The sequence below is a fragment of the Rhizobium sp. IBUN genome (assembly GCF_000510625.1).
GTDB lineage: Bacteria > Pseudomonadota > Alphaproteobacteria > Rhizobiales > Rhizobiaceae > Rhizobium > Rhizobium altiplani.
Map to the genome: position 1 here is coordinate 418,991 of NZ_AZNV01000001.1, position 22,052 is coordinate 441,042.

Sequence of the window (22,052 nt, forward strand, 5' to 3'; positions counted from 1 at the left end):
CCCATTTACCTTAGAACGGTTCTAATTGCCGTTTTGAGGATAGATACATGCCTACTGATTCTCGTGATGCATATAGCCTCCCACAGCGATTGCTGCATTGGGTCATGGCGCTCATGATCTTTTTCAACCTGCTCTTTCCGGATGGTATGAACGCTTGGAACCGGACGGTTCGTCATGGTGGCATCCCCTCGGCAGATCAGATCGCGTCTGCCAATGTGCATGCCTATGTCGGCATCGGCATTCTCGTTCTGGCAATCCTTCGCGTTTGCCTGCGCCTTATTCAGGGCGCGCCCGCTGAACCGGCGGCGGAGCCGAAGATATTCCGGATTGGCGCCAAGGTCGCGCATGCAGCGCTGTATCTGCTCATCTTCCTCCTGCCGCTGACCGGCATGATGGCTTACTATCTAGGAATAGATTTTTCCGGCGAGCTTCATGGCGGTATCCTCAAGGCAATCCTCTGGGCTTTGATCGCGGCGCATGTTGCCGGCGCGCTGGCCCACCAGTTCTACTGGAAGACCAATGTTCTCAGGCGCATGACCGTCGGGAGCTAGTTGACGGCCGTCACCGTGAAGCCCTGCTTGCGCAGCAGTTCGATGACGCCGCCTTCGCCGGGAAGATGGAGCGCGCCGACGGCCATGAAGACGTTGCCATTGGCAAGGATCGGGGCTGCTCGCTCGGCCATCACCTTGTTGCGGTCGAGAATGATGCGCTGTTCGAAGGCGGCATAGTCGCCGTCCTCATCCTCGCCGTCGGGCGAGACTGTCTTCAGCATCGGAATGGTCATGCCGATATCGCCGGAGAGGTAGAGATCGGTCATGGTTTCCACCACGTCATTCATCTTGGAACCCAAGGCCAGCGTCTCGATCAGCGACTTCATGTGGAATTCGGTCGGCAGCTCGGCCATTGCCTGCAGCTGCTCGGCAAGCGTTTCCAGGCCCTTGACCTGCTTGCCCCCAGCAACGGCGTCTGCGGCAATCTTCTGATCGAGGAACTGTACGCCCTTCGCCTTGCGGGCCATTTCGCAGCTGGGCAGGGCAACAACGCTTGATATCATCCAGGGGCGCATGCGCGAGACCGCGGCAAGTGGGATGCCGCGCTGCTTCAGGCCTTCCTCCAGACGAACGTAGTCGTCGTGAGACAGAAGCTTTTCAATCGTCGTCCCGTCCGTAAACATCATCAGTTCAGGCTTCATCAGCAGAGCGGCGGAAGCCTTCTTCTCGTCGAGGATCTCGTCGGATTCAATGACGATCGTGTCGGCAGCGTCATGGGCTGCCTGCGTGCGTGGTGGGAGTGTCAGCACGCGCGGATCGGTCACATGCATGCTGCCGAGCAGCCAGGACGGGGCTATCCCCGCCTTCTCGATCTTCCAGAAAATGCCCTTGCCGTTCGGCACGGCATCGGCCTCCTTCACCACTTCGGCGTAGCGGGCGGCATCGCTCTGCTTGAGATCGGTCAGGATATTGTGGCCGGTACAGGCATCCTCGTCGGCCGCTGCGGCGGGGGACACCGAGAACAGCACAGCGATCAGGGTTGCCGCAAGCAGCATGTGAAAGGCGGCAATCAGCCAGAGCAGGAGATTGCTCGGCGATGCGATGTGCAGGCTGCGGTGGCCGATGGAGATCGTCATGATGGTGTTCCGGTCACTATGATCGCTAAGCCTACGCCCAGCGTGCGGATATTCCCTTAAGAGAAGCCGTTAACAAAAGATTACGCCCGGGGATGGGCACGGTCGTAAACTTCAAGCAACCGTGAGGAATCCACACCTGTATAGACCTGGGTGGTGGAAAGGCTGGCGTGGCCGAGCAATTCCTGGATGGTTCTCAAATCGCCGCCACCTGCCAACAGGTGGGTGGCAAACGAATGGCGCAGCGCATGCGGTGTCGCTGTTTCCGGAAGGCCGAAGGCGCTGCGCATCTTTTGCATGGTGCGCTGAATGATCGCAGCTTGCAGTTTGCCGCCGCGCGCGCCGCGAAAGAGGGGTTCTTCGCCTTCGAGATGATAGGGGCACAAAGACCGGTATTTCTCGACGGCGTCGAAGACGACGGTGAGCATCGGCACAAGGCGGGTCTTGTTGCCCTTGCCGGTTATGCGCAGCGTGGCCGCGCCGCGGTTGAAGTTGCCAGGCGTCAGATCGAGCGCTTCGGAGATGCGCAGACCGCAGCCGTAGAGCAGCGTGAAAACGGCGGCATCGCGTGCGGCAATCCAAGGCTCTTCGTGCAACTGAGCCTCGTCGCTGACGACAGTGATGGCCTGCCGGTCGGATAAGGGTTTCGGCAGTGATTTCGGCTGCTTCGGCGAGCGGACGGCGCTGACGCCAGCGGCATTCACCAGTCCCTTCTTTTCGAGGTAACGCAGGAGGGAACGCAGCCCGGCGAGACTGCGACCGAGCGAACGAGCGCCGGAGCCCTCTTTGCGTCGCGCCGCCAGAAAAGCACGGAAGTCCGCGGGCCTTAACGCCTGGATATCTTTCAGCGTTGCGGGGCCGCCGAGGTGACCGGTCAGAAACGTCAGGAACTGACGCGTATCACGCTCGTAAGCATCGAGCGTGTGCTCCGACAGACGTCGCTCGCGAGCCAGGCTATCGAGCCATGCCGAGCGCTCGGCCATCAGGCCGGGGTCGGCGATGATCAGGAGTTCGTTCACGTATCCGGCCTTAAATTTGCCAATCCTGCCGCCAATTCTGAAGAGCGATAGTTATGGAATTCCTAATGCCGGCCAAGTGCTTGTCATGCTTCTATCATATCATTCCACGTGACCGGTTTCCCAACGACGCAGGATCTTGAATGTCACGGCGCCATCCAACGACCGCAATTGGGCAGTTCGCGGAGACGATCGCGCTCGTCTCCCATGGCAAGCCGGGCCACATCGTCGATACCTTGATCGCCGAGCGTGGGCAGAAGATCGTGAAACATCCGCTCTGGCCCGTCATGCGGCCGTTCCTCCACACACTGCTGCGTTACAACAGGGCGATCAGCTTCGCCAATGACGTTGCGAATATGCCGGGGCTCCAGTGCTTCGAGTACATGAGCAACCTGCTGAAGCTCGAGATCAATATTCGGCACGGTGAACGCATTCCGGATAGCGGCGGCTTCATGCTCGTCAGCAACCATCCGACCGGGATCGCCGACGGCGTTGCCGTGTTCGACCTCCTGAAAACCAAGCGGCCGGACATCATGGTGTTTGCCAACCGCGATGCCATTCGCGTCAATCCACGTTTTGCCGAGGTCATCATTCCGGTGGAATGGCGCGAGGAATACAAGAGCAAGCTGAAGACCCGTGAGACATTGCAGATCACCAACCGTGCCGTCAAAGAAGGCAAGGCGACGGTTCTTTTTCCGTCTGGGCGCATCGCTTATTGGGCGAACGGCCGGCTGAACGAACGTCCCTGGAAAACCTCCGCCGTCGGCCTTGCGCGGAAATACAATCTGCCGATCCTGCCGGTACACATGACGGCGCGGAACTCCGGACTATTCTACTGGTTCGCGAAATGGTCGACCGAGCTCAGGGACATGACGGTCTTTCACGAGCTTCTGAATAAGCGCGGCGACCGATTCGATTTCGTGGTCGGCAATCTGATCCCGGTGGAGCATCTCGACGGCGACATCAACGAAGTCACCAAGGCATTGGAAGACCACACTGTACATGCGCTCGCCGCGGATGGTGACACGCAATTCCTGCCGTTGGTTCCGCCTGCGGAACCGGAACTAGTCGGTGCCCATTCAATTCCCTAATCGGATAGGCTAAAGCGAGGCATGCTGCTCCGCTCGATGTTCGCCCAGAACTACCGGTCCCTGCGATCGATCCGCATGGATCTTTCGGGAATCAACCTTTTCATCGGCGAAAACGGGGTCGGAAAATCCAATCTCTACCGGGCTCTCCAGCTCATCCAGGCGGCAACGCGCGGACGTCTGGCGCATGAGATCGCCGCCGAGGGCGGGATGTTCTCGGCGTTGTGGTCCGGCCCGCGCCGGGATGTCGACGGGCCGTTCCGGATTCGCCTCGAGGCGGAGCTTCTGGACGAGGAAAGGGCGATCACCTTCCGGTATCGGGTCGAGGCCGGTCTACGACCGCCGGCGGCTGCGGCGGGATTTTCCTTTGAACCGCAAATCAAGACCGAAGAGCTTTCGATCGAGACCGGAACGCGACCTGTCACGATGATGAAGCGTGCCGGCCCGGCGATTTCCGTTCGCGGGCCGAATGGGCGGATGCAGGATTATCCCGAGCAGGCGCTGACCTCGGAAACCGCGATCGCACTGCTTGGCGACGCTGGGCACTATCCCGAGATTGGGACATTCCGCCGTGCGATCGACGGCTGGCGCTTCTTCCACGGCTTCCGGACGGATCGTTTCTCACCGCTGCGCGCACCCTGCCTTGCGGTCACGGCGCCACTGCTCGATGAGGACGGCAGCAACATTGCAGCGGTCTTCGCAACGCTGGTGCATACGCGGGAGGATACGGTCGATCTCGATCGTGCCGTCGCCGCTGCCCTCGGTGGTGCGCGACTCGCGGTGCCGCTGCCCGAGGAGACTGCGTCGTTCGGCCTTTCCTTTCCCGAATTTCCGAATCGCGTGTTCCAGCCGCGCGAACTGTCGGACGGGCAGATACGGTTCCTCGGCCTGGCCGCGGCGCTGATGTCCTATCGGCTGCCGCCGCTGATTGCGCTCAACGAACCGGAAGCAAGCCTGTATCCCGATATGTTGTTGCCTCTGGCGGACATGATCGCGGAGGCGGCCCGCAGCAGTCAGATCTGGATCGTTACGCATTCGGAAGCGCTGGCGGCCGCCGTGCGCGAGAAATGCGGCGCCCGTGCCCGCCACGTGGTGCGGCGGGACGGCGCAACATGGATCGAGGGCATGCGGCTTACGGGCGTTATCGATGACGACGAGTAAACCGGTGGCACCAGTCTTGCAGGTTTTCTTTTCGCGCCGATCCGGGCATGGTCTCGCCCGATGAGCACAGATTCGTCCGATCTCTTTGGAGCGTTGTTTGAGACGCCGCCGGCAAACCGTACGGTTCCGGTCCTCGTCCCCATGCCGGCGCCAAAGCCTTATTCCTACGCGGTGCCCGAGGGGATGGCCGTTGAGCCGGGATCGGTCGTGCAGGTGCCACTCGGTCCGAGGCAGGTGATCGGCGTCGTCTGGGACGGCGGCGAAGACAATGTCGATCCGAAGAAGCTGAGGCCGATCAGCCACGTTTTCGATTGCCCGCCACTCACCAAGGAGATGCGCGATTTCATCGACTGGGTGGCGAGCTACACGCTGTCGCCGCCAGGGCTCGTGGCGCGGATGGCGCTGCGTGCGCCGAATGCCTTTGAACCGGAACCGATGGTGGAGGGCCTGCGCTTCGTTGGCGGACAGCCGGAGCGGATGACGCCAGCCCGCGCCCGGGTGCTCGACATTGCCGGCGACGGTCTGTCCTGGACGCGAAGTGGACTTGCCCATGCCGCGGGCGTCTCGACGAGCGTCGTCGACGGTCTGGTAAGCCAGGGTATTTTCGAAACCGTCTTCCTGCCGCCACCGCCGGTGGTCGCCAAACCCGATCCCGAATTCGTGGGCGCGCGGCTGGAAGGCCCGCAAAGGGAGGCGGCCGACGAGATTCTCGTCGAAGTTCGAAAGGGTGAGTTCGCCGTCTCGCTGATCGACGGCGTCACCGGTTCGGGAAAGACGGAAGTCTATTTCGAGGCGATTGCGGAAACGCTGAGACGCGGCAAGCAGGTTCTGATTCTCCTGCCGGAGATCGCGCTGACGGCAAGCTTTCTCGAGCGCTTTCAGGACCGCTTCGGCGCCAAGCCCGCCGAATGGCATTCTGATCTGGCGCCACGCACCCGCGAGAAGGTCTGGCGTCAGGCGGTCACCGGCGAGGTTCGCGTCGTTGCCGGCGCGCGTTCGGCTCTGTTCCTGCCGTTCGAGGATCTAGGCCTTATCATCGTCGATGAAGAGCACGATCCGGCCTACAAGCAGGAGGACCGTGTCTATTACAATGCGCGCGACATGGCGGTCGTGCGTGCGCGCATTGGTGATTTCCCGGTGGTTCTCGTCTCCGCCACCCCCTCGGTCGAAAGCCAGGTCAATGGGCAGAGCGGTCGTTACAGCACCATTCACATGCCGACCCGATTCGGCGACGCAGCATTGCCGGATCTGCACTTGATCGACATGCGCCGCCATGCCCCCGAGCGCGGCGGTTTCCTGTCGCCGGTCCTGATCCGCGCGATCGGCAAGACCGTCGAAAAGCAACAGCAGGCGCTGCTCTTCCTGAACCGGCGGGGCTATGCGCCGCTGACGCTCTGCCGCGTCTGTGGACATCGCTTCCAGTGCCCGCAATGCTCCAGCTGGCTCGTCGAGCACCGGTTCAAGAGGCAGCTGCAATGCCATCAGTGCGGCCATGCCGAGCACACCCCCGAGGCTTGTCCCGAATGCGGAACGCTTGATCACCTCGTTGCTTGCGGACCGGGGGTCGAACGCATCGCCGAGGAGGTGGAACGCCATTTCCCCGAGGCGCGAACCATCGTGCTCTCGTCCGACATGATGGGCGGCGTCAAACGGTTGCGCCTTGAGCTCGAGGCCATTGCCAAGGGCGAGGCCGATATCGTCATCGGCACGCAGCTTGTCGCCAAGGGTCACAATTTCCCGCTGATGACGCTGGTCGGCATCGTCGATGCCGATCTCGGCCTCGCCAATGGCGACCCGCGTGCCGCCGAGCGTACCTTTCAGCTGCTGTCGCAGGTGACGGGCCGCGCCGGCCGCACCGGCCTGAAAAGCCACGGCCTGTTGCAGACCTACCAGCCTCAGCATCCCGTCATGCAGGCGATCGTGTCGGGCGATGCAAGCGCCTTCTACGAACGCGAGATCGCCGAGCGGGAGCGCGCCATCCTGCCGCCGTTCGGACGGCTGGCGTCGATCATCGTTTCGGCGGAAACGCGCCATGATGCGGAAAACCATGCCCGCGGCATCCGAAACGCCGCGCCTCATGTCTCCGGCATCTCGGTGCTCGGGCCTGCGGAAGCGCCGCTTGCGCTGGTGCGCGGCCGCTATCGCTTCCGGCTTCTCGTGCATGGACGGAGGAACTCGGACATGCAGGCATTTCTCAGGGCCATGCTTGCGCAGGCGCCGAAGGAGCGCGGATCGGTGCATGTGCAGCTCGACGTGGATCCCCAAAGCTTCCTGTAGATCGCTCCCGAACGGGCTTTTGCCGGGCAAGCCAATCATGGCATAAGGACGGCGAAACAAGGGATTCGGGGTCGATGATGGATTTTTACTTTCCAACGGAGCTTGGGGAACAGCTCGCTTTCGCAGCCGCCGCGTTCGCGGCGCTGGCGGGCTTTGTCATCATGTTCGCGCCAGGCTATGCGATGCGGTTGTTCGGCCTCATGCCGCGCGAGGGTCGCCGTGACGGCTACGCCGAGCAACGATCGGTCGGCGGTTTCTATCTCGGCTTCGGTCTCTCGGCCATCATGTTGGCGCAGAACTGGATCTACATGGCGCTTGGCGCCTCCTTCGCCATGGCCGCATTTGCGCGCATCATTTCGCTCCTTTCAGATAAGGGGAGCACGATTCTCAACTATTTACTTCTGGTTGTGCAAATCGTTCTGGCTGCGCTTCCGCTCGCCTATGTTTTTGGTTTCTTTTCCGCTTGAGTTGAGCTGATATTTCTCGCGCTGAGCACTTCGCTGCCGGGCTTTGAGCATTTTTGCGTTAGAAATCGATGGGAAAGCCGTATTCGGGCGTTACGCGTGTTGCGAGTCCGAACATCCTATGTTAGACGGACCCCGAATTTCGGAAGAAGCAAGAGGCTCTCTTGCGATTTCTGGGGGAAATCATAACGAATTCAAGATCCTAGGTCAGGCGCCCGCCGGGGACCGGATTTTGAGTTGAAATCAGGGAAATTTGGGCCAGTGGCAGACACATCCCAGCTTACTTCTGGTGTTGCAGAGCGCTATGCCTCGTCGCTGTTCGAGTTGGCGCTTGAGCAGGGCGCAGTCGAAAGCGTCACCAGGGACCTCGACCGGTTCCAGGCGATGCTCGACGAGAGCGGCGACCTGAAGCGTTTTGTTTCGAGCCCTGTTTTTTCGGCCGACGATCAGCTCAAGGCGATTGTCGCCATCAGCGAGAAGGCTGGTATCAGCGGCTTCTTCGCGAACTTTCTGAAGGTCGTGGCGCGTAACCGCCGCCTCTTTGCTCTCCCGGGCATGATCAGGGCCTTCCGCATCATCGCTGCAAACCATCGCGGCGAAATTACTGCCGAGGTTACCTCGGCCCATGCGCTGACTGCGGCGCAGGAAACTGAATTGAAGGCGGCGCTCAAGGGCGTCACCGGCAAAGACGTGGCGATTGCTGTCACGATCGATCCGTCAATTCTTGGTGGTCTGATCGTGAAGGTCGGGTCCCGTCAGATTGATACGTCTCTTCGTACGAAACTCTCTACCCTTAAGCTTGCATTGAAAGAGGTCGGCTGATGGATATCCGCGCGGCGGAAATTTCCGCAATTCTCAAAGACCAGATCAAAAACTTCGGCAAAGAGGCAGAAGTCTCGGAAGTCGGTCAGGTTCTCTCCGTCGGTGACGGTATCGCTCGCGTTTACGGTCTGGACAATGTTCAGGCAGGCGAAATGGTCGAGTTCCCCGGCGGCATCCGTGGCATGGCGCTGAACCTGGAATCGGACAACGTCGGTGTTGTTATTTTCGGTTCGGACCGCGACATCAAGGAAGGCGACACCGTCAAGCGGACCGGCGCCATCGTTGACGTTCCGGTTGGTCCGGAACTGCTCGGTCGCGTTGTCGACGCTCTCGGCAACCCGATCGACGGCAAGGGCCCGATCAACTCGACCCGCCGTGCGCGCGTCGACGTCAAGGCTCCGGGCATCATTCCGCGCAAGTCGGTTCATGAACCGATGTCGACCGGCCTCAAGGCCATCGACGCGCTCATTCCGGTCGGTCGTGGCCAGCGCGAACTCGTCATTGGCGACCGTCAGACTGGCAAGACCGCGATCATTCTCGACACGATCCTGAACCAGAAGGCCATCCACGACAACGGCCCGGACAGCGAGAAGCTGTTCTGCGTCTACGTCGCTATCGGCCAGAAGCGTTCGACCGTTGCCCAGTTCGTCAAGGTTCTCGAAGAACGCGGCGCAATGAAGTACTCGATCGTCGTTGCCGCGACCGCTTCCGATCCGGCTCCGATGCAGTACCTGGCGCCGTTCGCTGGTTGCACGATGGGCGAATACTTCCGTGACAACGGTCAGCACGCGCTGATCGGTTACGACGACCTGTCCAAGCAGGCTGTTGCTTACCGCCAGATGTCGCTGCTGCTGCGCCGCCCGCCGGGCCGCGAAGCTTACCCGGGCGACGTTTTCTATCTGCATTCGCGTCTCCTCGAGCGCGCTGCAAAGCTCTCCGACGAAAAGGGCGCTGGCTCTCTGACGGCTCTGCCTGTCATCGAAACCCAGGGCAACGACGTTTCGGCGTTCATTCCGACCAACGTGATCTCGATCACCGACGGCCAGATCTTCCTCGAAACCGACCTGTTCTATCAGGGTATCCGTCCGGCCGTTAACGTCGGTCTGTCGGTTTCGCGCGTCGGCTCCGCCGCGCAGGTCAAGGCGATGAAGCAGGTTGCCGGCTCGATCAAGGGCGAACTCGCCCAGTATCGCGAAATGGCCGCTTTCGCTCAGTTCGGCTCCGACCTCGACGCCTCGACGCAGCGCCTGCTGAACCGCGGTGCACGCCTGACCGAACTCCTGAAGCAGCCGCAGTTCTCGCCGCTGAAGACGGAAGAGCAGGTCGCGGTGATCTTCGCTGGCGTCAACGGCTACCTCGACAAGATCCCGGTCGCACAGGTCGGCAAGTTCGAACAGGGCCTGCTGTCGTACCTTCGCTCGGAAGGCTCGGCTATCCTCGACACGATCCGTACGGACAAGGCAATCAGCGACGATACGAAGGGCAAGCTCACGGCTGCCATCGATAGCTTCGCGAAGTCCTTCGCCTAATCGGACCCAAAGGACGGATAACGGATGCCTTCACTTAAGGATCTGAAAAACCGGATCGCCTCGGTCAAGGCGACGCAGAAGATCACCAAGGCGATGAAAATGGTCGCCGCGGCGAAGCTTCGGCGTGCCCAGGAGGCGGCCGAGGCCGCCCGTCCGTACTCGCAGCGCATGGGTGCCGTTCTGGCAAACATTGCTGGTGCGATGACGGAGGCCGACGGTGCGCCGGCGCTGATGACCGGCAACGGCAAGGACCAGGTTCACTTGCTGGTCGTCTGCACTGCCGAACGCGGCTTGTGCGGCGGCTTCAACTCGCAGATCTCGCGTTTTGCGCGCGATCACGCTCGCAGGCTTCTCGCTGAAGGCAAGACCGTCAAGATCTTTACCGTCGGCAAGAAGGGCTACGACGTTCTACGCCGCGAATTTGCTTCGCTCATCGTCGAGCGCAAGGAATTGCGCGATGTGAAGAAGGTTGGTTTTGAGAATGCCGACCAGATCGGCAAGCGCATCATCGACATGTTCGAAGCCGACGAGTTCGACGTCTGCACGTTGTTCTATTCCGAATTCAAGTCGGTCATCTCGCAGGTTCCGACGGCACAGCAGCTCATTCCCGCATCGGCCCCCACGGCTGTCGCAGAGGATGCGGAGCACGCCGGCGCAGTTTACGAGTATGAGCCGGATCCGGCATCGATCCTCGAGGATCTGATCCCGCGCAACATTTCCGTCCAGATCTTCCGCGCGCTCCTTGAGAACGTCGCCGGTGAAATGGGCGCCAAGATGAGCGCGATGGACAATGCAACGCGCAACGCTGGTGAAATGATCAACAAGCTGACGCTCAACTACAACCGTCAGCGTCAGGCTCAGATCACCAAGGAACTCATTGAAATCATTTCGGGCGCGGAAGCGCTCTGAGGTTAGGGAAAAGAGGGTAAGAAGATGGCTAAGGCAGCTACCCCCAAGACTGCGGCAGGCTCTGCCGGCAAGGTCACGCAGGTTATCGGCGCCGTCGTGGACGTTGCTTTCGAAGGCGAACTGCCGGCGATTTTGAACGCGCTTGAAACGAGCAACGGCGGCAACCGCCTGGTTCTCGAAGTAGCGCAGCACCTCGGCGAGAACGAAGTTCGCACGATCGCCATGGACTCGACCGAAGGTCTGGTTCGCGGTCAGGCGGTTTCTGACACCGGTGCTCCGATTGCCGTTCCGGTTGGTCCGGAAACGCTCGGCCGTATCATGAACGTCATCGGCGAGCCGGTCGACGAAGCAGGCCCGCTGGTCACCGCTTCCAAGCGCGCTATCCACCAGGACGCTCCGGCTTACGTCGATCAGTCCACGGAAGCACAGATCCTCGTCACCGGCATCAAGGTCGTCGACCTTCTCGCTCCGTACGCAAAGGGCGGCAAGATCGGCCTCTTCGGCGGTGCAGGCGTCGGCAAGACCGTTCTCATCATGGAACTGATCAACAACGTCGCCAAGGCGCACGGTGGTTACTCGGTATTCGCCGGCGTGGGTGAGCGTACCCGCGAAGGTAACGACCTCTACCACGAAATGATCGAATCCGGCGTTAACAAGCACGGCGGCGGCGAAGGCTCCAAGGCCGCTCTCGTTTACGGCCAGATGAACGAACCGCCGGGCGCCCGCGCTCGCGTTGCTCTCACCGGTCTGACGGTTGCTGAAAACTTCCGCGACCAGGGCCAGGACGTTCTGTTCTTCGTCGACAACATCTTCCGCTTCACGCAGGCGGGTTCCGAAGTGTCGGCTCTGCTCGGCCGCATTCCTTCGGCCGTTGGCTACCAGCCGACGCTCGCAACGGACATGGGCCAGATGCAGGAGCGCATCACGACCACGACGACCGGCTCGATCACCTCGGTTCAGGCCATTTACGTTCCGGCCGACGACTTGACCGACCCTGCTCCGGCAACCTCGTTCGCTCACCTGGATGCAACGACCGTTCTGTCGCGCTCGATCGCTGAAAAGGGTATCTACCCGGCCGTCGACCCGCTCGACTCCACGTCGCGTATGCTCGACCCGATCGTTGTCGGCGAAGAGCACTACGAAGTGGCTCGTAAGGTTCAGTCGACGCTGCAGCGCTACAAGGCCCTGCAGGACATCATCGCCATCCTGGGCATGGACGAACTGTCCGAAGAGGACAAGCTGGCCGTTGCCCGCGCCCGTAAGATCGAGCGCTTCCTGTCGCAGCCGTTCTTCGTTGCCGAAGTCTTCACCGGTTCGCCGGGCAAGCTGGTCGCCCTCGAAGACACGATCAAGGGCTTCAAGGGCCTCGTCAACGGCGAATACGACCACCTGCCGGAAGCTGCCTTCTACATGGTTGGCTCGATCGACGAAGCCATCGAGAAGGCCAAGAAGCTGTCCGCAGCTGCCTGATGAGCGACGCTCTTAACGAGATCTTCTGCTGCGACGCCCTTCGGGAAGTCGCAGCAGAGCTTCCTGCCCCGGCCGCGCCGACGATCTACAGATCGAACGACGGCAAGATGATGATGGTGGTGGGACTGATCCAGACCGAGGAAGGTCTTGGATATCTCGATCAGGCGATAGCACATTGCCCGTTCTGCGGGACGAACTTGCAAGATACAGAAGCCGCCGAGAAGGTAAGTCACTGATGGCTGACAATTTCAATTTTGAACTCGTGTCTCCCGAGCGCCTGCTCCTTTCGGAGATGGTGACCGAAGTTGTCATTCCGGCAACCGACGGCGAGATGACGGTTATGGCGAACCACGCCCCGACGATGACGACCATCAAGCCCGGCATCGTCAGCGTTCGTTTCGCCAATGGCTCGAAGCAGGACTACGTGGTTTTCGGCGGTTTCGCCGATATTCTGCCGACCGGCTGCACGCTGCTGGCTGAATCCGCGGTCATCGTTCAGGATCTCTCCAAGGACGAGCTGACGCTTCGCATCGAAGCGGCGAAGCGCGAGATCGAAGACGCCGTGCATCATGAGCACAAGTCGCGCCTGGAACACTACATCATGGAACTGACGCACCTGCAGGGTGTGATCGACCAGGATTGATCTACGCCAACGTCCGGCGTTTTGAAGCGGCTTTCGGGCCGCTTTTTTGTTTTCTGCCGTCTGTCCTCGCCACGATGTAGGCTTCCGATCGCGAAGCACTCGGCTATAGTACCTCAAGTAAACTTGAGGCTGAGACTGTGGAAGAAGGCTCCAGCAATCCATTCAGGAAGCTGCTGTCCGTCGGCGAAGTTGCCGAGCGCAGCGGCCTTGCCGTATCTGCACTCCACTTCTACGAAGCAAAGGGCCTCATCTCGAGTATCCGCTCTCGTGGCAATCAACGCCGGTTCGGTCGCGACGTGCTCCGCCGTCTCGGCATTATCAAGGTGGCGCAGCGCGTGGGCATTCCGTTGGCGGAGATCCAGGCCGCTTTCGATACGCTGCCGCAGGGCCGCACGCCGACTGCTACGGATTGGCAGCGCCTGTCGGCCCTCTGGAAGGACGATCTCGATGCCCGCATCCATCGCCTCGTTGCCTTGCGCGACAGGTTGACGGATTGCATTGGCTGTGGTTGCCTCTCGGTTGAAAGCTGCCCGCTGCGCAATCCCTATGATCGGCTAGCAAGAGATGGGCCGGGTCCGCGCCTGCTGGAAACCGACGAGTAGGCAGCGCTCCCCGCGCGGCATCAGAACAATGCAAGAGCTGCAAACAGCTCGCTCACGTCGTGGAGGACTGGATGTTTCACCCCAAGCTGTTCGAAAACCGCAACGTGGTTGTCACCGGTGGCGGTCGCGGCATCGGCCTGGAGGTGGCGCGGCAGTTTCTCAACTGCGGAGCGAGGGTATTGGTGCACCTCGGGCGCAGCGCCGCACGCGATTTGCCGGATTTCCTGCTGACGGCGGAGGAAGACCGGCGAGCTTTTCTCGTTACCGCCGATTTTTCGACACAGGGCGGCACCAGCGCGTTTGCCGAAAAAGCCCTCGCAACGTTCGAGCGGATCCACGTGCTGGTCAACAACGCCGGCACCATGGTCGGTCGCTTTCCGGCCGGTGTGCTGACCGACGAACAGTATGAAGCGATCGTGCGTTTGAACCAGACGTCGGTTGTCGAGGTGACGCGTGGTCTCCTGCCGGCGCTCCGCGCATCGCAGGAAGCGTCGATCGTCAACACGGTCTCGATTTCCGCGCTGACGGGGGGAAGCCCCGGTTCGGCGATCTATTCGGCGTCGAAAGCCTTCGTCGCTACCTATTCGAAGGCGCTGGCAAGGGAACTCGCACCCGACAACATTCGCGTCAACTGCGTGTCGCCGGGAACGATCGAGACCGACTTTCACCAACGGTACTCGTCGCCGGAAAAGCTGGAGCAGACCCGCAAGACCATTCCTTTGCAGCGATTGGGGACCTCGGAAGATTGCGCGCCCGCCTATCTCTTCCTTTCGGCGCCTTCTCTATCCGGTTACATCACCGGGCAGGTGCTGGAGATCAATGGTGGCCAACTTATCTGCTGACGAGGGACCCTTCTTGAGGTGTTCTCCCAGCGTCGCTCATTCGGACACGACCTTGCTGCTGCATTTTCTGTTCGCGACGTTTTCGAGAACACAAGGCAGTTAACCGGCCTTGCGGACCGCTTCCCCGAGCGTGAAGATGACGCTGTGCTGCAATTCGGGGAGGAGGCCGGATGATCGATAAGTTGGAATTTTTTATCGCGCTCGCCAACGAGAAGCACTTCGGCCGCGCCGCGGAAGAGTGTGGCATTTCGCAGCCGACGTTATCAGCCGCCATTCGTCAGCTCGAGGATCAGCTTGGCGTCATGCTGGTGCAGCGCGGCTCTCGCTTCCAGGGGCTCACACCCGAGGGCCAGCGCGTGCTCGAATGGGCGCGGCGCATCGTCGGCGATGCCCGCACGATGCGCCAGGAGATGCGGGCGGCGCGTACGGGCCTTTCGGGACACATAAAGATTGCGGCAATCCCGACGGCGTTGGCCATGCTGCCGCGTATCACGACGCCGTTTCAGGAGCGTCATCCTGACGTGACCTTTTCCATCGTATCGCGCAATTCGCTGCAAGTGCTTAGCATGCTGGAGAATCTCGAGATCGATGCCGGCATCACCTATCTGGAAAACGAGCCGCTCGGACGAGTAACCAGCGTGCCGCTCTATGCCGAGCACTACAATCTCATCACCGCCGCCGGCAGCCCTCTTTCGGAGCGCGACAGCGTCACCTGGAAGGAAGTGGGCGATCTTCGGCTTTGTCTATTGACCGCGGACATGCAAAACCGCCGTATCATCAACCAGCATCTGGCGGAAGTGGGCATCACGGCGCATCCGACGCTCGAATCGAATTCGATGATCGTGCTCTTCTCGCACGTCCGAACCGGGCGATGGGCCAGCATCATGCCCCGCAATGTCGCGAAATCCTTCGGTTTTCCGGCCGAAATACGGATGATCCCGATCACCGAGCCGCGGGCACATCATCTTGTTGGTCTGGTTGCGACGCATCGTGAACCGTTCACGCCATTGGTTTCCGCCCTGCTGCATGAGGCTCGGATTCTCGCTGAAGACCCCGATTTTTGATAGGAATCTCCTATCGACTGACGGAACAGCATTATTGATCGCTTCGTCCATCCCTGAGAAAGTTCTATAATGAACGGACGCGAGCGGTTCTGTCGGTCATAGGGTTCTGAGGAAAGCCCGCCTGCCCCAGGCCCGCGACGCGCAATGTGCAGGCCGTGGGAGGGCTGCTGATGAATATCCATGTCGCCAAAGGCGATATCGCAACGCGCACCATCGCGATCATCGATCAGTTCAAGCATCTCGAAGGTCCGCTTCTGCCGATCTTGCACGGGATCCAGGATGAGTTCGGCCATGTGCCGCAGGAGGCGCTGCCTGTCATTGCGAAGGAACTCAATCTCTCGCGTGCCGAGGTGCACGGCGTTGTTACCTTTTACCACGATTATCGCGACCATCCCGCCGGCCGGCATGTGCTGAGGCTCTGTCGTGCCGAGGCCTGTCAATCGATGGGCGGCGATGCGCTGGCCGAACGCGTTAAGGCGCTCCTCGGCATCGACTGGCACGGTACGACGCCGGATGGAGCAATTACCCTCGAGCCCGTCTTCTGTCTGGGACTCTGTTCCTGCTCGCCGTCCGCGATGATGGATGGCGAGGTTCATGGCCGGGTGGATGTCGCCGATCTCGAGGCGCTGATTTCGGAGGCACGCCGATGACCGTCCGGATCTATGTTCCCTGCGACGCCGCGGCCATGGCATTGGGCGCCGAGCATGTGGCCAAGGCGATCTCCGAGCAGATTGTGGCGCGCGGCCTCGACGCCAAGATCGTGCGCAATGGCTCACGCGGCATGCACTGGCTGGAACCGCTGGTCGAGGTTGAGGTCTCGGGCAAGCGCATCGGCTATGGGCCTGTGAAGACAAAGGACGTCGTTTCGCTGTTTGATGCCGGATTGATTGCCGGCGCCGATCATCCCCTTTGTCTTGGCGAGGTCGAGGAACTTCCGTTCCTCAAGCGTCAGACGCGCCTGACCTTCGCCCGCTGCGGCATCACCGATCCGCTTTCCCTCGATGACTATGAGGCTCACGGCGGCCTCGCCGGCTTGCGTCGCGCGGTTTCGATGTCGCCCGCCGATGTCGTCAAGGAAGTCACCGATTCCGGCCTGCGTGGCCGCGGTGGTGCAGGTTTCCCGACGGGCGTCAAGTGGAAGACGGTGCTCGACGCTCCCGGTGATCGCAAATACATCGTCTGCAATGCCGATGAGGGCGACAGCGGCACCTTTGCCGACCGAATGATCATGGAAGGCGATCCCTTCGTACTGATAGAAGGCATGGCGATCGCGGGCCTTGCAACGGGCGCGACGAAGGGCTTCATCTATACCCGCTCGGAATATCCGCATGCGATCGCGGCGATGAGCCGGGCGATCGATATTGCCCGCAGCGCCGGCATTCTCGGCACGTCGGTTCTCTGCTCTGGCAAGGCTTTCGACATGGAAGTCCGCACCGGCGCGGGCGCGTATGTCTGCGGCGAGGAGACGGCGCTTCTCAACAGCCTCGAAGGCAAGCGTGGTATCGTCCGTGCCAAGCCACCTCTGCCGGCCCACAAGGGCCTCTTCGACTGTCCGACCGTCATCAACAACGTCATTTCGCTCGCTTCCGTGCCCGTGATCATGGACAAGGGGGCGGCCTATTACCGCGACTTCGGCCTCGGCCGGTCGCGCGGAACCATTCCGATCCAGATCGCCGGCAACGTGAAGCATGGCGGTTTGTTCGAGACGGCTTTCGGCATTTCGCTCGGCGACCTGGTCGATGACATTGCCGGCGGCACCGCATCCGGGCGGCCGGTGAAGGCGGTTCAGGTCGGCGGTCCCCTCGGCGCCTATTTCCCGCGCTCCCTGTTCGACACGCCATTCGACTACGAGGCTTTCGCTGCCAAGGACGGACTGATCGGCCATGCGGGTATCGTCGTCTTCGACGAGAGTGCTGACATGCTGAAGCAGGCACGTTTCGCGATGGAGTTCTGCGCCGTCGAAAGCTGCGGCAAGTGCACGCCCTGCCGCATCGGCTCGACGCGCGGCGTCGAAACGACGGACAAGATCGCCCGCGGCATCGAGCCGGAAAAAAACCGCGAGCTGCTTGCCGATCTATGCAACACCATGAAGTTCGGGTCGCTCTGCGCGCTCGGGGGTTTCACGCCTTATCCCGTCATGAGCGCCATGACGCATTTCCCCGAAGATTTCGTTCCCACACCTCTTATCGAAGCGGCGGAGTAAGACCATGCCTCTTGTCCACGAAATAGACTACGGCACGCCGGCCTCGACCTCCGAAACCATGGTGACGCTCACCATCGACGGCAACCAAGTGACGGTGCCCGAGGGAACGTCCGTCATGCGCGCATCGATGGATGCGGGTATCGAAATCCCGAAGCTCTGCGCCACCGACATGATGGATGCCTTCGGCTCCTGCCGGCTCTGTCTGGTCGAGATTGAGGGGCGGGCGGGTCTCCCTGCGTCCTGCACGACGCCAGTTGCACCTGATATGGTGGTCTCGACACAGACGAACCGGCTGAAGGATGTCCGCAAGGGCGTGATGGAGCTCTACATCTCCGACCATCCGCTCGACTGCCTGACCTGTGCGGCCAACGGCGATTGCGAGCTTCAGGACATGGCGGGCGCCGTAGGTCTCCGCGACGTGCGCTACGGCTATGATGGCGACAATCACGTCAAGGCGCGCAACAATGGCGATCTCAATCTCAAATGGGCGCCGAAGGACGAGTCCAATCCTTACTTCACCTTCGATCCGGCAAAGTGCATCGTCTGTTCGCGCTGCGTGCGCGCCTGCGAGGAAGTGCAGGGCACGTTCGCGCTGACCATTGAAGGACGCGGTTTCGATTCGCGTGTTTCGGCCGGCATGCACGAGGACTTCGTCTCGTCCGAATGCGTTTCCTGCGGCGCCTGTGTCCAGGCCTGCCCGACAGCGACGCTGATCGAAAAGTCGGTGATCGAGATCGGCCAGCCGGAGCATTCCGTCGTCACGACCTGCGCCTATTGTGGCGTCGGCTGTTCCTTCAAGGCGGAGATGCGCGGCGAAGAACTGGTGCGCATGGTGCCCTGGAAGGACGGACAGGCGAACCGCGGCCATTCCTGCGTCAAGGGCCGCTTCGCCTACGGCTATTCCAGCCACAAGGACCGCATCCTCAATCCGATGATCCGCGAGAAGATCACCGACCCCTGGCGCGAAGTGACCTGGGACGAGGCCTTCGCGCATGTCGCCTCGGAATTCCGCCGCATCCAGTATCAGTATGGCCGCGACTCGGTCGGCGGCATCACGTCGTCTCGCTGCACAAATGAGGAAACCTATCTGGTGCAGAAGCTGGTGCGCGCCGGCTTCCGCAACAACAACGTCGATACCTGCGCCCGCGTCTGCCATTCTCCAACAGGCTACGGCCTCGGCCAGGCCTTCGGCACGTCGGCCGGCACACAGGACTTCGACAGTGTGGAGAAGAGCGATGTCGTCGTCATCATCGGCGCCAACCCGACCGATGGACACCCGGTCTTTGCCTCGCGCCTGAAAAAGCGGCTGCGGCAGGGCGCCAAGCTCATCGTCATCGACCCGCGCCGCACCGACATCGTGCGTTCGCCACATGTCGAAGCCTCCTATCACCTGCCGCTGAAGCCCGGCACCAATGTCGCGATCCTGACGTCGCTCGCGCATGTCATCGTGACCGAGGGGCTGTTTGACGAAGCCTTCATTCGCGAACGCTGCGACTGGTCAGAGTTCGAGGATTGGGCAAGCTTTGTCGCCGAGCCGCATCATAGCCCCGAAGCATCGGAGAGGTTCACCGGCGTTCCAGCCGATTTCGTGCGCGGCGCGGCGCGTCTCTACGCCACCGGCGGCAACGGCGCGATTTACTATGGCCTCGGCGTTACCGAGCATAGCCAGGGTTCGACCACTGTCATGGCGATCGCCAACCTCGCCATGGTCACCGGCAATATCGGTCGCCCCGGCGTTGGCGTGAACCCGCTGCGCGGCCAGAACAACGTGCAGGGCTCCTGCGATATGGGCTCCTTCCCGCACGAACTGCCTGGCTATCGCCACATCTCCGACGACGCGACGCGCGACATCTTCGAGAAGCTCTGGGGCGTCAAGATCAGTAACGAGCCGGGTCTGCGCATTCCGAATATGCTGGATGCAGCGGTCGACGGATCGTTCAAGGGCCTCTACGTCCAGGGTGAAGACATCCTGCAGTCCGACCCCGATACCAAGCACGTCGCGGCCGGCCTCGCCGCCATGGAATGCGTCGTCGTGCACGACCTCTTCCTGAACGAGACGGCGAACTACGCGCATGTCTTCCTGCCGGGGTCCAGCTTCCTTGAGAAGGACGGCACCTTCACCAATGCCGAGCGCCGCATCAACCGCGTTCGCAAGGTCATGAGTCCCCGCAACGGCTATGCCGATTGGGAGGTGACGCAGAAGATGGCGCAGGCCATGGGCCTTCCCTGGAACTACACGCATCCTTCGGAGATCATGGACGAGATCGCCGCAACGACGCCAAGCTTCGCGCTGGTCTCCTACGACTATCTTGACAAGGTGGGCTCCGTGCAGTGGCCCTGCAATGAGGCACATCCACTGGGCTCGCCGATCATGCATGTCGACGGTTTCGTCCGCGGCAAGGGCAAGTTCATCCGCACGGAATATGTCGCGACCGATGAGCGGACGGGACCGCGCTTCCCGCTGCTGCTGACGACGGGCCGCATCCTCAGCCAGTACAATGTCGGCGCCCAGACGCGCCGCACCGAAAATGTCGTCTGGCATTCGGAAGACCGGTTGGAGGTCCATCCGCACGATGCCGAACAGCGCGGCATTCGCGATGGCGATTGGGTGAAGCTGATGAGCCGCTCGGGCGACACGACGTTGCGTGCGCTGATCACCGATCGCGTCGCGCCCGGCGTCGTCTACACGACCTTCCATCATCCGGACACGCAGGCGAATGTCATCACCACCGACTTCTCCGACTGGGCGACGAACTGCCCGGAATACAAGGTGACGGCGGTACAGGTCTCGCCGTCCAACGGCCCGACCGATTGGCAGCGCGACTACGATGAGCAGGCACGCCAAAGCCGCCGCATTGTTGGCAAACTGGAGCCTGCCGAGTGATGAGTGACCGGCCGACCCGCCTTGCCGTGAAGCGCACCGCCCGCAGCGGCGGTGTTCTCATGCCCGGCGAGCGGATCGTTCCGGAGGAGGTGCCGATCGCCTTTTCCTATGGCGGCAGCACGCATGCGGTGATGATGGGAACGCCCAGCGATCTCGATGATTTCGCCATCGGCTTCAGTCTCACGGAAGGGATCATCTCCGACATCGGGCAGATCGCAGCAATTGAGATTGTCAATGGCGAGAAGGGCATTGACGTCCAGATCTCTCTCGTCGACGAGGTCGCCGCCGCATTGACAGCCCGCCGACGCAGCATGGCCGGACCGGTCGGCTGCGGGCTCTGCGGCATCGAGTCGATCGAACAGGCCGTTCGCAAGGTTCCTGACGTCGCCGATGTGTCGCTCCAAGTCACTCATCGCGATATCGTTCAGGCCATTTCGCTGCTGAACGGTGCGCAGCCGCTGCATCGCGAGACGCGCGCCGTGCACGGCGCCGGCTTCTATGTGCCGGGCAAGGGACTGCTGGCGGTGCGCGAGGATGTGGGCCGGCACAATGCGCTCGACAAGCTGTGTGGCGCGATCACTCGGCAACGGCAATCCGGCGCGGAAGGCATTGTCGCCGTTACCAGCCGCCTGTCCGTCGAGATGGTGCAGAAGGCGGCAATCCTCGGCGCCTCCGTCCTCGTTGCCATTTCCGCACCGACTGCTCTTGCAATTCGTACCGCCGAGGAGGCCGGCATGACCCTCGTCGCCCTGGTGCGAGGCGAGGACTTCGAAATTTTCACGCATCCGCACCGCATTCATCCGGGAAGCATATCCGATGTCGCATGATACGCAGTCCAAGCTCGTCTATATGGCCAACCAGATCGCGACCTTCTTCAAGACCCAACCGGAGAGCGAAGCCGCGCAGGGCGTGGCGACGCATATCAACAAGTTCTGGGAACCGCGCATGCGGCGGCAGTTGTTCGAGATCATGGAGCGGGAGGGCAATGGCCTCAGTCCGCTTGTTGTCCAGGCCGCGCCTATGATCAAACGGCCTGAGCCGGCGGCCAGCGCCAACTAAGATCTCGAATGGTGGAGACTGCGCTGGGTATCGACGCCAGCGCCCGAGTCCGGCCGGTGTGCCGCCACAGTTTCCTGCCAGTACACCATCAACAAAAAGGCCGCCCTCCAGGCGGCTCAGACCGCTGACAAACCCGTCGATATTTTCGGCGGGTTTGTTTTTTTGGACGTTGGTTGTTTTAAGTTGGGTTCTGCGGCGCGGCGAAGTTGGCGGTCTCTGGCCCTCATGCCATGGCTGGTCTGGGTGGCTTGGTGAGCGCCATTGCGATCTTCTTGATGTTTTGGGCGGCTGCGGCCAGCAGGCACTGGCATGCGACACGGGTGAGACTTCGGAAGCGGGCATAGCGATGCCCGTGAAGCTGCTTGGCATCGGCAAACGAGCGCTCGACCGTCTCC

22 protein-coding genes are annotated in these 22,052 nt (G+C 61.3%); 19 read left to right on the forward strand and 3 right to left on the reverse strand.

What is annotated here, in order from left to right; translation table 11 throughout:
* Positions 1 to 47 precede the first annotated feature (47 nt).
* Entirely contained in the window at positions 48 to 551 is a 504-nt protein-coding gene (locus RHIBUN_RS0101950) for a cytochrome b/b6 domain-containing protein (RefSeq protein WP_025658200.1), read from the forward strand.
* Here RHIBUN_RS0101950 and RHIBUN_RS0101955 read toward each other — a convergent pair.
* Both RHIBUN_RS0101955 and RHIBUN_RS0101960 read right to left on the reverse strand, forming a co-directional pair.
* On the reverse strand, positions 548 to 1,627 hold the full coding sequence (locus RHIBUN_RS0101955; RefSeq protein WP_025658201.1) for a TraB/GumN family protein: 1,080 nt from the start codon (positions 1,625 to 1,627) through the stop codon (positions 548 to 550). The two genes, RHIBUN_RS0101950 and RHIBUN_RS0101955, sit on opposite strands and share 4 nt — an antisense overlap.
* 80 nt (positions 1,628 to 1,707) lie before the next feature.
* Positions 1,708 to 2,643 carry a tyrosine recombinase XerC gene (locus tag RHIBUN_RS0101960; RefSeq protein WP_018855739.1) on the reverse strand — a complete coding sequence of 312 codons (936 nt, stop codon included), beginning with the start codon at positions 2,641 to 2,643 and terminating at the stop codon, positions 1,708 to 1,710.
* Between the two features lie 140 nt (positions 2,644 to 2,783).
* On the opposite strand from RHIBUN_RS0101960, the gene RHIBUN_RS0101965 reads away from it, so the two are divergent.
* From RHIBUN_RS0101965 to RHIBUN_RS0102050, 18 genes are all read left to right on the forward strand, one after another.
* Positions 2,784 to 3,731 carry a GNAT family N-acetyltransferase gene (locus RHIBUN_RS0101965; protein WP_025658202.1) on the forward strand — a complete coding sequence of 316 codons (948 nt, stop codon included), beginning with the start codon at positions 2,784 to 2,786 and terminating at the stop codon, positions 3,729 to 3,731.
* 21 nt (positions 3,732 to 3,752) lie between these two features.
* Positions 3,753 to 4,889, forward strand: coding sequence for an AAA family ATPase (locus RHIBUN_RS0101970; protein ID WP_025658203.1), 1,137 nt, complete (start codon positions 3,753 to 3,755; stop codon positions 4,887 to 4,889).
* Positions 4,890 to 4,949: 60 nt separating this feature from the next.
* Complete coding sequence (locus RHIBUN_RS0101975; protein WP_025658204.1) at positions 4,950 to 7,166, forward strand: primosomal protein N'; 2,217 nt, start codon at positions 4,950 to 4,952, stop codon at positions 7,164 to 7,166.
* A gap of 77 nt (positions 7,167 to 7,243) precedes the next feature.
* Positions 7,244 to 7,633, forward strand: a complete 390-nt coding sequence (locus tag RHIBUN_RS0101980; RefSeq protein WP_025658205.1) for a hypothetical protein — start codon at positions 7,244 to 7,246, stop codon at positions 7,631 to 7,633.
* A gap of 258 nt (positions 7,634 to 7,891) precedes the next feature.
* Positions 7,892 to 8,452, forward strand: a complete 561-nt coding sequence (locus RHIBUN_RS0101985; RefSeq protein ID WP_025658206.1) for a F0F1 ATP synthase subunit delta — start codon at positions 7,892 to 7,894, stop codon at positions 8,450 to 8,452.
* A complete protein-coding gene (gene atpA, locus RHIBUN_RS0101990) occupies positions 8,452 to 9,981 on the forward strand; it encodes a F0F1 ATP synthase subunit alpha (protein WP_007796947.1) in 1,530 nt (509 codons plus the stop codon). The genes RHIBUN_RS0101985 and atpA overlap by 1 nt, the downstream gene beginning before the upstream one ends.
* Before the next feature lie 24 nt (positions 9,982 to 10,005).
* Positions 10,006 to 10,890: a F0F1 ATP synthase subunit gamma gene (locus RHIBUN_RS0101995; RefSeq protein WP_018855733.1), complete on the forward strand. Its 885-nt coding sequence runs from the start codon at positions 10,006 to 10,008 to the stop codon at positions 10,888 to 10,890.
* Positions 10,891 to 10,914: 24 nt separating this feature from the next.
* Positions 10,915 to 12,360, forward strand: coding sequence for a F0F1 ATP synthase subunit beta (gene atpD, locus RHIBUN_RS0102000; RefSeq protein ID WP_018855732.1), 1,446 nt, complete (start codon positions 10,915 to 10,917; stop codon positions 12,358 to 12,360).
* Complete coding sequence (locus RHIBUN_RS0102005) at positions 12,360 to 12,596, forward strand: hypothetical protein (RefSeq protein ID WP_018855731.1); 237 nt, start codon at positions 12,360 to 12,362, stop codon at positions 12,594 to 12,596. Before atpD ends, RHIBUN_RS0102005 begins: the two co-directional genes overlap by 1 nt.
* Entirely contained in the window at positions 12,596 to 13,003 is a 408-nt protein-coding gene (locus RHIBUN_RS0102010) for a F0F1 ATP synthase subunit epsilon (protein WP_018855730.1), read from the forward strand. The genes RHIBUN_RS0102005 and RHIBUN_RS0102010 overlap by 1 nt, the downstream gene beginning before the upstream one ends.
* Positions 13,004 to 13,140: 137 nt before the next feature.
* Positions 13,141 to 13,605 (forward strand): redox-sensitive transcriptional activator SoxR, encoded by a 465-nt coding sequence (gene soxR / locus RHIBUN_RS0102015; RefSeq protein WP_025658207.1) that lies wholly within the window; start codon positions 13,141 to 13,143, stop codon positions 13,603 to 13,605.
* A 71-nt stretch (positions 13,606 to 13,676) separates the two neighbouring features.
* Positions 13,677 to 14,447: an SDR family oxidoreductase gene (locus RHIBUN_RS0102020; protein WP_025658208.1), complete on the forward strand. Its 771-nt coding sequence runs from the start codon at positions 13,677 to 13,679 to the stop codon at positions 14,445 to 14,447.
* Positions 14,448 to 14,617: 170 nt separating this feature from the next.
* Positions 14,618 to 15,511, forward strand: a complete 894-nt coding sequence (locus RHIBUN_RS0102025; protein ID WP_025658209.1) for a LysR family transcriptional regulator — start codon at positions 14,618 to 14,620, stop codon at positions 15,509 to 15,511.
* A gap of 170 nt (positions 15,512 to 15,681) precedes the next feature.
* The gene (locus RHIBUN_RS0102030) at positions 15,682 to 16,161 is read left to right on the forward strand and encodes a formate dehydrogenase subunit gamma (protein ID WP_025658210.1); all 480 of its coding nucleotides are present in this window, start codon (positions 15,682 to 15,684) and stop codon (positions 16,159 to 16,161) included.
* Positions 16,158 to 17,714: an NADH-quinone oxidoreductase subunit NuoF gene (locus tag RHIBUN_RS0102035; protein ID WP_025658211.1), complete on the forward strand. Its 1,557-nt coding sequence runs from the start codon at positions 16,158 to 16,160 to the stop codon at positions 17,712 to 17,714. The genes RHIBUN_RS0102030 and RHIBUN_RS0102035 overlap by 4 nt, the downstream gene beginning before the upstream one ends.
* A gap of 4 nt (positions 17,715 to 17,718) precedes the next feature.
* Positions 17,719 to 20,598 (forward strand): formate dehydrogenase subunit alpha, encoded by a 2,880-nt coding sequence (gene fdhF, locus RHIBUN_RS0102040; RefSeq protein ID WP_025658212.1) that lies wholly within the window; start codon positions 17,719 to 17,721, stop codon positions 20,596 to 20,598.
* The gene (gene fdhD / locus RHIBUN_RS0102045) at positions 20,598 to 21,425 is read left to right on the forward strand and encodes a formate dehydrogenase accessory sulfurtransferase FdhD (RefSeq protein WP_025658213.1); all 828 of its coding nucleotides are present in this window, start codon (positions 20,598 to 20,600) and stop codon (positions 21,423 to 21,425) included. Before fdhF ends, fdhD begins: the two co-directional genes overlap by 1 nt.
* A complete protein-coding gene (locus RHIBUN_RS0102050; protein WP_025658214.1) occupies positions 21,415 to 21,657 on the forward strand; it encodes a formate dehydrogenase subunit delta in 243 nt (80 codons plus the stop codon). Before fdhD ends, RHIBUN_RS0102050 begins: the two co-directional genes overlap by 11 nt.
* 223 nt (positions 21,658 to 21,880) lie before the next feature.
* On the opposite strand, the gene RHIBUN_RS0102055 is transcribed toward RHIBUN_RS0102050, so the two are convergent.
* Positions 21,881 to 22,052 (reverse strand): transposase (locus RHIBUN_RS0102055; RefSeq protein ID WP_025658215.1); only part of this gene is annotated, 172 nt, incomplete at its 5' end.

Excerpts from the sequence above, each read along its gene's own strand:
- RHIBUN_RS0101970 (WP_025658203.1), top strand. The coding sequence starts at position 3,753 with ATGCTGCTCCGCTCGATGTTCGCCCAGAACTACCGGTCCCTGCGATCG.
- RHIBUN_RS0101950 (WP_025658200.1), top strand. The coding sequence starts at position 48 with ATGCCTACTGATTCTCGTGATGCATATAGCCTCCCACAGCGATTGCTG.
- RHIBUN_RS0101995 (WP_018855733.1), top strand. The coding sequence starts at position 10,006 with ATGCCTTCACTTAAGGATCTGAAAAACCGGATCGCCTCGGTCAAGGCG.
- fdhD (WP_025658213.1), top strand. The coding sequence starts at position 20,598 with ATGAGTGACCGGCCGACCCGCCTTGCCGTGAAGCGCACCGCCCGCAGC.
- RHIBUN_RS0101975 (WP_025658204.1), top strand. The coding sequence starts at position 4,950 with ATGAGCACAGATTCGTCCGATCTCTTTGGAGCGTTGTTTGAGACGCCG.
- RHIBUN_RS0102005 (WP_018855731.1), top strand. The coding sequence starts at position 12,360 with ATGAGCGACGCTCTTAACGAGATCTTCTGCTGCGACGCCCTTCGGGAA.
- RHIBUN_RS0102030 (WP_025658210.1), top strand. The coding sequence starts at position 15,682 with ATGAATATCCATGTCGCCAAAGGCGATATCGCAACGCGCACCATCGCG.
- fdhF (WP_025658212.1), top strand. The coding sequence starts at position 17,719 with ATGCCTCTTGTCCACGAAATAGACTACGGCACGCCGGCCTCGACCTCC.
- RHIBUN_RS0102035 (WP_025658211.1), top strand. The coding sequence starts at position 16,158 with ATGACCGTCCGGATCTATGTTCCCTGCGACGCCGCGGCCATGGCATTG.
- RHIBUN_RS0101980 (WP_025658205.1), top strand. The coding sequence starts at position 7,244 with ATGGATTTTTACTTTCCAACGGAGCTTGGGGAACAGCTCGCTTTCGCA.
- atpD (WP_018855732.1), top strand. The coding sequence starts at position 10,915 with ATGGCTAAGGCAGCTACCCCCAAGACTGCGGCAGGCTCTGCCGGCAAG.
- RHIBUN_RS0102020 (WP_025658208.1), top strand. The coding sequence starts at position 13,677 with ATGTTTCACCCCAAGCTGTTCGAAAACCGCAACGTGGTTGTCACCGGT.
- RHIBUN_RS0102010 (WP_018855730.1), top strand. The coding sequence starts at position 12,596 with ATGGCTGACAATTTCAATTTTGAACTCGTGTCTCCCGAGCGCCTGCTC.
- RHIBUN_RS0101955 (WP_025658201.1), bottom strand. The coding sequence starts at position 1,627 with ATGACGATCTCCATCGGCCACCGCAGCCTGCACATCGCATCGCCGAGC.
- atpA (WP_007796947.1), top strand. The coding sequence starts at position 8,452 with ATGGATATCCGCGCGGCGGAAATTTCCGCAATTCTCAAAGACCAGATC.
- RHIBUN_RS0101965 (WP_025658202.1), top strand. The coding sequence starts at position 2,784 with ATGTCACGGCGCCATCCAACGACCGCAATTGGGCAGTTCGCGGAGACG.
- RHIBUN_RS0102050 (WP_025658214.1), top strand. The coding sequence starts at position 21,415 with ATGTCGCATGATACGCAGTCCAAGCTCGTCTATATGGCCAACCAGATC.
- RHIBUN_RS0102025 (WP_025658209.1), top strand. The coding sequence starts at position 14,618 with ATGATCGATAAGTTGGAATTTTTTATCGCGCTCGCCAACGAGAAGCAC.